Source organism: bacterium (assembly GCA_021372615.1).
In the GTDB taxonomy this organism is placed as follows: Bacteria; Armatimonadota; Zipacnadia; order Zipacnadales; family UBA11051; genus JAJFUB01.
This window is the reverse complement of record JAJFUB010000096.1, coordinates 1-10,055: the sequence shown is the minus strand read 5'-3', so window position 1 is coordinate 10,055 and position 10,055 is coordinate 1. Positions and strand designations below refer to the sequence as shown.

The following is a 10,055-nucleotide window of genomic DNA, read 5'->3' as shown; positions in this document are numbered from 1 at the left end:
TCCCACGCCACCCACGCCCCAACCTGCAATCCGTTGTGGGAGCGGTCACCGACCGCGACCGTGCCAGACCCTGAACCCTGATCCCTGAGCCCTGCAACCTACCCATGAGCCTACGCAAGATTCTCCTGTGTACTGACCCCGTGCTGCGCCGGAAGGCCGACCGTGTGCGCGAGGTGGACGACGAGCTGTGGCAACTGCTCGACGACATGGTCGAGACCCTCATCGCCGCCCCCGGCCTCGGGCTGGCGGCACCCCAGGTGGGCGTGAGCAAGCGCTGTCTCGTGGCCCGCGACAAGGCGGACTCCGAGGAGGAGCACGTGTACAAGATCATCAACCCCCGGGTGCAGTCGCGCCGGGGCGAGCAGTGGGCCTACGAGGGCTGCCTGAGCCTGCCGACGCTGCAGGCCGAAGTGTGCCGGCCCCTGCAGGTCGTCGTCACCGGCCTGGACGAGCACGGCCGGCCGCTGCGCGTAGAAGCCGAGGGGCTGTTCGCACGCTGCCTGCTGCACGAAGTGGACCACCTGGACGGTGTGCTGTTCATTGACCGTGCGGAGCCCGACTCCATCGGCTGGATGGTCCCTGACGAGAGCGAGGAGGACGGCTACCGCCTCGAGAGCGCGACGGTTCCAGAGGTCATGGCCGCCTTCGAGCGGATGCGGCGGCGCCAGGAGGAGCGGGAGCAACGCGAGCAGGAGGGGCAGGAGGACGCGCCGTGAAGGTCGTTTTCTTCGGGACGCCCCAGTGTGCCGTGCCGTACCTGCAGGCCATCCAGGACGCCGGCGGGGAGATCGTCAGCGTCGTCACCCAGCCCGACCGGCCGCGCGGCCGCAGCGATCGCCTCTGCCCCTCGCCGGTGAAGGCGGAGGCCGTGGGACTCCAGTTGTGCCTGCTCCAGCCGGAGAGTTGCCGCGATCCGCAGCTCATCGCCGATCTGCGGGAGCTGGCTCCGGACATCGCCCTGGTGGTAGCTTTCGGACAGATTCTGTGCCCTGAGCTGCTGGCTGTGCCACGGGTGGCGGCACTCAATGTGCATTACTCGCTCCTGCCCGCCTTCCGTGGGGCGGCGCCCGTGCAGCACGCCCTGTTGGCCGGTCTGCCCGAGACCGGTGTGACGCTGCAGCACATGAGCGACCGTCTCGACGCCGGTGACATCGTCGCCCAGGCCCGTCTGCCGATCGCCGAGGAGGACGACGCCAGCTCGCTGACGGTGCGCCTGACGGGACTCGGCTGCGAGCTGGTGCGCGAGTGGCTCCCCCGGGTCATGGCCGGCACGGCGCCGCGCCAGCCCCAGGATGAGAGCCAGGCGACCCTCGCCCCGCGTCTGACGAAGCAGGACGGGCTGATTGACTGGGACCAGGAGGCAACGCGAATCGTCAACCGGGTCCGCGCGGTGACGCCCTGGCCGGGGGCGGCGACGGCGGTGCGGGGGCAGCGGCTGCTGATCCGGGCCGCTCGAGTTGTGTCCGGCCGGGCAGGTGAACCGGGCCGGATCCTCGAACTGCCCACTACGGCGGGACGCGGTCCCGTCGTGGCGGCACGTGCGGGAGCGGTGGAGTTGTTGGCCGTCCAACCGGAGGGGAAGCGGGTGATGCCCGGCTCCGAGTACCTGCGGGGCGCACGTCTGACGCTTCAGGACACGCTGTCGAGTCGCCGGCCTGAGCATGGCTGAGTTGCGGCGAAGGGGCTTGCTTTAGGTCCCCGCTTCCGGTTATGCTTGCCGAAGCCATCATCTTCCATTGTGCGTGTTATTCCCAGGTCAGCTCCGGAGGGAGCCGATGGCGGCCCACGAGCAGCTACAGACGGCACACCAGAACCGAATCAGCGGCCAGTACGATGAGGCGCTCGAGATCTACCGGACCATTGTCAGTGCTGACGATGGCGAGGCTGAGGCGTGGTGGGGGATCGGGCTGTCGCTGATGAACACCGGTGAGTTTGACGACGCTATCGAGGCCCTGACACGCGCCAGCGACCTGAGGCCCGACAGCGCCAAGTACCTGCTGGATCTGGGCAAGCTGCAGACCATGCTGGGGATGTTCGAGGAGGCCAAGCCCGTGTTCGAGAAGGTCGTGGAGTTGGCACCCGGGTCCAAAGAGGCCGACGAGGCCTCCAACCAGTTGCGGTACTACTGATCGCTGAGCGACACCCCGTCGGGCGCGACTGCGTGCCCGACTTCCATCCTCCGGCAGGCGAACACCCGTGAGCAGCCCCGAAATCCGAGTCACCTTCACCCCCGGCGGTGCAACCGTGATGGTTCCCGCCGGTGAGCTTTTGCTGAACGCCGCGGTCGCCGCCGGCGTGCCCCTGGCCGCCCCCTGTGGCGGCCACGGACGCTGCGGCAAATGCCGCGTGCAGATTCAGCAAGGGCACTGTCTCCCTCCCGACCGCCATGAGCGGAACATCCTCTCGGCCGACGAGCTGAAGACCGGCTGGCGTCTGGCCTGCATGGCCCGCGTCCGCAGCGATATCGTTGTGTCCGTCGCCCCCGAGCAGCGGCTTGTGATCGCCAAGCCGCTCGAGGACGAGTTGCTCGAGGGCGTGACCCCCGAGCCCGCAGTGCGGCAAGTCACCGTGTCGCTCCCCGAACCGTCCCTGCAAGACCAGCGCGCCGACTTCGTGCGCCTCAGGGACGGCCTCGCTCCCGCTGTGTCGCTGGACAACGCGGCCCTGACCGCCCTGCGCGATCTCCCTGGCGAGCTGCGCGAGGGGCAGTTCACGGTCTCCGCCACGCTGCTGGACGACCGGTTGGTGGGGGTGGCGACGCTCGATGAAGCCCAGCACCCGCTCGGCGTCGCGGTGGACATCGGCACGACCACCGTGGTTGCGTACCTGGTGGACCTGCTGACAGGCGAGCATCTCGGGTCCGGCACGGCCCACAATCCGCAGGCCCAGCACGGAGCCGACGTCATCTCCCGGACCGACTATGCCGCGAACCAACCTGGCGGTCTGTCCCGGCTGCAGAGCGAGGCGGTCGGTGTCGTGAACCAGGTTGTTAGCCAGGCCCTGGCGGCCGCCGGCGGCCATGCCGACCAGGTCATCGAGATGACGGTGGTGGGCAACACCTGCATGCACCACCTGTTCCTGGGTCTGGATCCCTGGCACATCGCCCAGGCGCCCTACATCCCGGTTGCCAGCGACGCCATCACCGTCACCCCCGGCAGCCTGGGCCTGAAGATGAACGCGCAGGGGCGCGTGGTGTGCTTGCCGGTCATTGCCGGCTACGTGGGTGCGGACACCGTGGGGGTCATCACGGCCACGCGCATGATGGACAGCGACCGTCCGGTCCTGGCGGTGGACATCGGCACCAACGGCGAGGTGGCCCTGTGGTCGGGCGAGCGGCTCGTGTGCGCCTCGTGCGCGGCCGGTCCGGCCTTTGAGGGCGCGCAGATCGAGCACGGCATGAGGGCCGCGCCCGGCGCCATCTCGGCGGTAGACCTGCACGATGGCGACCTGCAGATCACGACGATTGACGACCAGCGCCCGCTGGGCCTGTGCGGCTCGGGGCTGTTTGACGCCATGGCGGTGTGCCTGGAGGCGGGGCTGGTGGACGCAATGGGGCGCATGGTAGCGCCAGACCGGGAGCAGGATCTGGCCCCCGCTCTGGCTGCCCGGTTGCAGGGGGAGGGCAACACGCGGCGAATACTGCTGGCGTCCGACGGCGACGCCGAGGCACATGCCGGCGTATACTTTACGCAGAAAGATGTGCGCGAGCTGCAGTTGGCGAAAGGTGCGGTGCGGGCGGCCGTCGAATTGCTGCTGCGGGAATGTGGCCTGAAGGTGGAGGACCTGTCCGCAGTGCTGCTGGCGGGGGCCTTCGGCAACTACCTGCGCCCACAGAGCGCGCTCCGGATGGGGCTGCTGCCGCCAATGTCCCCGACGCTCATCCGGGGCGTGGGCAATGCGGCCGGCGCGGGGGCGATGCTGGCGCTGCTCAGTCTACCGTGGCGTCGGCGTGCCGAGGAGATCGCGCGTCGGGCCGAGCACCTGGAGTTGGCCCAGCGGCCGGACTTCCAGCAGATGTTCATGGAGACGATGCTATTCATGTAGGGCCGGAAGGTATGGGCGCCCCGGCAGGGAAACACGGGCCCGTACCTGTGCATACAAGGCAAAGCTGCGGAACCGGGGCCATAGGCTCCACCGCCAAGACTGGGAGGCAGTACGATGGCAGACCTGCAGGGCATTGCTGAAGCCGTGATCCGCGGCGACCGCGACACCGTAGGCAACCTGACGAGGGCAGCCGTAGATGAGGGCGCCAGCGCCGAGGCCATCATCAATGAGGGTCTCATTGCCGGGATGAGCGTCGTGGGCGACAAGTTCAAGAAGAACGAGTTCTACGTCCCCGAAGTGCTCATCGCTGCGCGCGCCATGCACGCGGGCATGGACATCATCAAGCCCCTGCTGGCCGAGAGCGGCATCCAGCCCCGCGGCACCGTGGCCATCGGCACGGTCAAGGGCGACCTGCACGACATCGGCAAGAATCTCGTCGCCATGATGCTCGAGGGCGGCGGCTACGAAGTGCTGGACCTCGAGGTAGACGTGGCGCCCGAGAAGTTCGTGGCGGCCGTCAAGGACCAGGGCGCCCAGGTCATCGCCCTCTCGGCCCTGCTCACCACCACCATGCCCTCCATGAAGGACACCATTGAGGCCCTCAAGGAGGCCGGTGTCCGTGACCAGGTCAAGGTCATGATCGGTGGCGCGCCCGTGACGCAGAACTATGCCGACGAGATCGGCGCCGACGGCTATGCCCCGGATGCCGCCTCCGCGGTAGACAAGGCCAACGAGCTAATCGGCTAGTGGCCCGGTCGCGTGGGCGCGCGTGTCCCGACGCGCGCCGGCGGCGTGAGGACACGCCGCGCCACGCGAGGGTCGCCCGCAGGAACACGCGCGGCGCACCAGTCACGGCGTGACTGGTGCGCCGTCCTTGGCGTCTGGGGTTTGCACTTCTGCCCGCCGTTCGCTATCATGTGCCTTTGACAGCACCTCTGGCCCTGCCAGCACCGAGGGAGGTATCGGCTTATCTTCTCGCCGAAGCAACGCACCATGACTATCGCCCTGATCGTGCTCATCGTCGCCATCCTGCTGGGGGCGGTCGGACAGATCTCGCTCAAGACCGGCATCAACATGCTCGGCCACAAGCCGCCGCCGCTGATCGTCCTGCGCTCCATCTTCACGCAGTGGCAAGTGACCGTCGGCTTCCTGTGCTATGGCGTGAGTTCTCTGCTGTACCTGATTGCGCTGTCGCGGCTGGAGCTGAGCTACGCCTACCCCATGGTGGCGCTGAGCTATGTCATCGTGGCCGTGCTGTCCTGGAAGCTCCTGGGGGAGCACGTCCCGCCGCTGCGCATGGCCGGCCTGGGCGCCATCTGTCTGGGGGTCATCATCGTCGCCCTGAGCTACAGCCCACGGGCGGCTGCCCGCGCCTCGGCCCCCCCAAGCGTGCACCAGACGCTGGACGGGCGCTCGTGATTCCCGCGCCCACTTCGTCGTGACGGGAGCCGGCCATGGCCGGCTTTTTGTTTACAGTAGGTACTGGGCAGCAGGGACAGGGCCCCGGGGACGGCAGCGACGATGGTCGGACACGGTGTGGACAATCGGCGCCATGACGGACTGGCGATCCTCCTGCTCGCCGCCCTGGCGTGCGCCTTCTGGGGCAACTGTGTGGTCGGCGGCCGGGTGCCGGTAGCGGCGATCTACCAGAAGCAGATGTTGCCGTGGTCAGCCGTGGCCGAGGCGAGCAGCGAGACGCGCCAGTGGGATTCGCTCCTGTGGGACAGCATGGCCCAGTTCTACCCCTGGCGGCTGCTCCTGCACCGGGCGGCGCAGTCGGGCGAGCTGCCCCTGTGGAACCCGTACCAGTTCTGCGGCTATCCCTTCGTGGGCAACGGGCAGTCGGCCATGTTCTACCCGCCCAACTGGCTATACTTCATCGTCCACCCGAAGCTAGGCATGGGGCTGTCAGCGGCGCTGCACTACTTCCTGGGCGGGCTGTTCGTCTTCGGCCTGGGCCGGGCCTGGCGCCTGTCCGTCCTGCCCGCGCTCTTCGCCGCGCTGGCGTTCAGCTACGGCGGGTTCATGGTGACATGGATCGAGCTGCCGACGCTCCCCAACAGCCTCATCTGGTTGCCCCTCGCGTGGTGGGGGATAGAGGTGATCGTGCGGGGCCGAGCCGTTCCCCTGTCCGGAGCGCAGTCGTGCCGCGCGAGGGAGAGGGGTAGGGGTGAGGACGCCGTTGCCTCCTGCTGTGGCCCCCTGATGCTCGCCACGGCCCTCGGCATGACCCTCCTCGCCGGCCACTTCCAGATCGCGGCCTATGTCTGGATCTTCGCCTTCCTGTACGCCCTGGTCCGCCTCCTCACCCGCACTACGCCTCGACGGGGACGGCGGATCGGAGCGGTCACACTGGCAGCCGGACTGGGCCTCATGCTCGCGATGGCGCAACTACTGCCGACGCTCGAGTTGGGACGGCACTCCTCGCGCGGCAGCGGCGGGCCGTCCAGCGCCGGCTTCGCCTTTCACCGCCAGCGGGCTGTGCAGGCGCTCGAACTGGCGACGCTGCTGTCGCCCGACTTCCTCGGCTCGCCCGTCACGGGCGACTATGCCGGCATCAGCTACAGCGAGCACTGCGGGTTCGTGGGGGCAATCACGCTGCTGCTCGGGCTGGCGGGCCTGGCCCTGAAGCCCCGGCGCGGCGCGGCCTGGCTGTTCGGCGGGATCGCCCTCTTCGCCCTGTGGGGCGCCATGGCTGGCCCTCCAGCCATGCTGCTTTACTGGGGCGTGCCGAAACTGGGCCAGGCCGGCGGGTTCTCCAGGCTGCTGAGCGTCTGGACGCTCGCGGCGGCGCTGTGGGGGGCGATGGGGTTGCAGAGCGTCATCGAGGCGCTGGGCCTGCGGGCGAGCGTCCTGCGGACGCAGGCGGAGGCAGAGGGGGAAGAGGGGGCCGCGGCTGACCGGGGGCTGAAGCCCCCGCCTGGGGAGCCTGCGGCTGATCGTCCTGCGGACGGACGGCTCTCCACTGCTGTTGCGGTGGTGGCGCTGGCGCTGCTGCTCGTGCAGGTGCTGCCGTGGGCTTACCACTTCAACCCGCGCGCGCGGGCGGAGGACGTGTACCCTGAGACGGAGCTGATCGGGCAGTTGCGCCAGCACCTCGGCTCCGACCGCTATGTTGCGATCAACGACCGCCAGGCCTGGGGGCTGACGAAGGTCCCGGCCAACGTGATTCTGCCGCCCAATGCGGCGACGGTGTATGGGCTGCGGTGCGTGGACGGGTATGACTCACTGTTCCCGGCGCGGTACCGGGAAGTGGCCGCAGGCTACGAGGGGGCCGATCCGTCGCCCTTGTCGAACGGCAATATGCTGCTACTGGGGAAGTCCACCCATTGGATGGGGCGAGCCGCGACGCTTGCCGTACAAGCTGAGTCCGCCTCCGTCGGGGAGTGGTTCCACACCGTGTGGCGGGGGGAAGGGTGCGCCATCATCTCTCTTCGCTTCCCCCTGTCGCGGCTGCCTGCCCTCCTCCCGATGACGCCCATATCCTGGTCTACGCCTGTCGCGGCCAGTGGCGACAGGCTGAACGCCAGTCGTATCCTGCTACCACCACTCCAGACCGATGCCGCCGTGCTCGTGCCTGACGCGTTGAACCGGCAATGGTCGGCCTGGACGGAGGGGCGTAGGCCGGCAGAGATCAGGCCCGGTGTCCCCTCTCGGACGACGGCATCGGTCGTAGTGGGTGCAGGCACGCGAACACTGGATCTTGTCTACTTCCCGACCTCCGTTGTCTGTGGGCTCTTCGTGAGTCTCCTGGCGCTGGCGGCGATGGTAGGGCTTGCGGCGTTCTGGCGAGGGGGTGGGGCTCGTGGTTGACGGCGACGGCTGCCGGCTGGAAGCCGGCGCTCCTACGGCGGACGGCGGCGGGCAGGATGCCCGCGGTCCCAGTAACGGCACGACACGGCGCGAGCTGGTGTGGGTGGTGCTATGGGCCGCGTTCGTGATGCTGCTCACGTGCATCCCGTACGTCTATGCGATGCAGCGCGCCGACGGGCGCAGCTTCAGCGGCTTCGTCTGGGGTGTGGATGAGGGGAATGTCTACCTGACGTGGATGCGGCAGGCGGCCGAAGGTGAGGTCCTCTTCCGCAACCAGTACTCGACCGAGCCCGAGAACCCGCGCTTCGTCAATGTGTTCCTGCAACTGGGCGGGCGCGTCAGCAGGCTGCTCCATGTGGACCTGCGGGTCATGTTCCATGTCCTGCGGCTCCTGGGTGGCGTGTTCCTGCTGGTGAGCTTCTATCTGCTCGTGGCGGAGCTGACGCGGGACCGCGTGGCGCGGTGGGCGGCGCTGGCTCTGGCCTCGGTGGGGTCGGGCTGCGGATGGCTCATTGTGCTCGTGTGGCCGCAGTCGGGCATCCATCCCGTGGATGTCGGGCAGGCGTGGCAGACGCAGCCGGAAGCCGTCACATTCCTGTCGCTGCTGCTCAATGGTCTCTTCGCGACTTCGATGGCGCTGATGTGCCTGACGTTCCTGTTTGCGCTGCGCGCCATGCGGGGAGACCGCCGCGCCGTCTGGTGGGGCGGGCTGTGCCTGCTCGTGCTGGGCAACATCCACACCTACGATGTGTTCGCGGTGTGGGTGGCCTTGGGGGTGACGGCGGGAATCGGGATTCGGGATTCGGGATTCGGGAAGCGTCTGGCGACGGTGGCGGCGATCGTGGCGATTGGCCTGCCCTCCGTCCTCTGGTCGCTCTACGCCACCTTCACCGACCCGTCCTTCCTGGCCAAAGGCCTCACCCCGACGCCGGCGTTCCGCTTCGTGGACTACGCCGTCGCCTATGGCCTGGTGGGTCTCCTGGCGGTTGTCGGGGCAGTGCTAACACTGCGGGGTCAGCCGTTGGCGTTGGAGGGGTCGGATATCATCCGGCCCGCCGTTCCAGGCTCCGCGCTCCTGCCCAAGGGGGAAGCTACTACGCCGCTGACGGCGGGCCGGATGGTATCCGGCCCCTCCGGCCGCCTCCCGGTCGTCTGGGCCCTGGCCAATGCCCTCGTCCTGTTCATCCCGGTCTCGTTCCAGCGCAAGATGATCGAGGGGCTGCACCTGCCCCTGTGCATTCTGGCGGGCTTTGCGGTATCATGGCTGGCGCAGCAGATCACGCGGGGTCTGCGCGAGCGCGGCAAGACCAAGCACGCGATGGAGCGCATCGTCCTGACTGTGTGCGTGGTCGTGGTGCTGTGCATCCCGTCCAGCGCCCTGTTCGTGTCCCAGTGTCTCGAGAGCGTGAAGACCAACAACGCGGCCCTGCTGCAAGTGCTGCAGCCGCCGATCTACCTCGACCCGCCGGACGCGCAGGCGATGGCGTGGCTGCGGGAGAACGCGACGCGGAACGATGTGGTCCTCTCCTCGAGTCTGATTGGCAGCACCATTCCGACCGTGTGCCCGGCGAAGGTGTGGGTCGGGCACTGGGCCGAGACGCTGCACTTCCGCGACCGTCTGCGCGACGCGAACGAGTTGCTCCGGGCCGCCCCGGCGCCACAAGCGCTGCGGGATCGCGGTATCACGATGCTGTATGCCGGCCCGCTCGAGGGGGCGCTCAACGGCAGCGCTGGCCTGGACCTGGGGAGCGGCGGCTTGCAGTGTGTCTACGATGAACAGGGCGTGCGCATCTACCGCGTGCCGCCCCCGGGGAGTCGCTGATGAGAGTGCCGCAGACCGAACGCGGGAGGGACCTGGCGGCCCTGGGCTGCATCGCCCTGGTGTTGCTGGTGTTGCTGTGGCCCGTGACGTTCGGGGGGAAGCTGCTGCTGCCGGCCGACATGCTGATGGTCATGCAGCCGTGGCAAGCCCACGCCGAGGACTTGGGCTTCCGTCGCGTCCACACGCCCTTCCTCGACTCCATCCAGCAAGCCTACCCATGGCGCAAGTACGCCGCTGAGCAACTGCGTCAGAACACCATCCCCCTGTGGAACCCGTACACCAACTGCGGCATGCCGTTTGTGGCCAACAACCAATCGGCCTGCTTCTACCCCGAGACCTGGCTCTTCATGCTGATGCCCCCGGAGCACGCCTTCGG

The 10,055-nt window shown here is 68.4% G+C and carries 9 protein-coding genes; all 9 read left to right on the top strand.

The features are described from left to right. The first annotated feature begins 104 nt into the window (after positions 1-104). Positions 105-716 carry a peptide deformylase gene (gene def / locus LLH23_15185; GenBank protein MCE5239809.1) on the top strand — a complete coding sequence of 204 codons (612 nt, stop codon included), beginning with the start codon at positions 105-107 and terminating at the stop codon, positions 714-716. Then, a complete protein-coding gene (gene fmt / locus LLH23_15180) occupies positions 713-1,669 on the top strand; it encodes a methionyl-tRNA formyltransferase (protein MCE5239808.1) in 957 nt (318 codons plus the stop codon). Before def ends, fmt begins: the two co-directional genes overlap by 4 nt. A 106-nt stretch (positions 1,670-1,775) precedes the next feature. Further along, the gene (locus tag LLH23_15175) at positions 1,776-2,129 is read left to right on the top strand and encodes a tetratricopeptide repeat protein (protein ID MCE5239807.1); all 354 of its coding nucleotides are present in this window, start codon (positions 1,776-1,778) and stop codon (positions 2,127-2,129) included. Positions 2,130-2,196: 67 nt separating this feature from the next. Then, positions 2,197-4,044, top strand: a complete 1,848-nt coding sequence (locus LLH23_15170; protein MCE5239806.1) for an ASKHA domain-containing protein — start codon at positions 2,197-2,199, stop codon at positions 4,042-4,044. A 114-nt stretch (positions 4,045-4,158) separates the two neighbouring features. Beyond that, positions 4,159-4,791 (top strand): corrinoid protein, encoded by a 633-nt coding sequence (locus LLH23_15165; GenBank protein ID MCE5239805.1) that lies wholly within the window; start codon positions 4,159-4,161, stop codon positions 4,789-4,791. A gap of 246 nt (positions 4,792-5,037) precedes the next feature. Then, positions 5,038-5,463: an EamA family transporter gene (locus LLH23_15160; protein MCE5239804.1), complete on the top strand. Its 426-nt coding sequence runs from the start codon at positions 5,038-5,040 to the stop codon at positions 5,461-5,463. A 102-nt stretch (positions 5,464-5,565) separates the two neighbouring features. Continuing rightward, complete coding sequence (locus LLH23_15155) at positions 5,566-7,857, top strand: YfhO family protein (protein MCE5239803.1); 2,292 nt, start codon at positions 5,566-5,568, stop codon at positions 7,855-7,857. Beyond that, a complete protein-coding gene (locus LLH23_15150) occupies positions 7,850-9,679 on the top strand; it encodes a hypothetical protein (protein MCE5239802.1) in 1,830 nt (609 codons plus the stop codon). The genes LLH23_15155 and LLH23_15150 overlap by 8 nt, the downstream gene beginning before the upstream one ends. Beyond that, on the top strand, positions 9,679-10,055 hold a 377-nt coding region (locus LLH23_15145; GenBank protein ID MCE5239801.1), incomplete at its 3' end, for a hypothetical protein. The genes LLH23_15150 and LLH23_15145, both read left to right, overlap by 1 nt.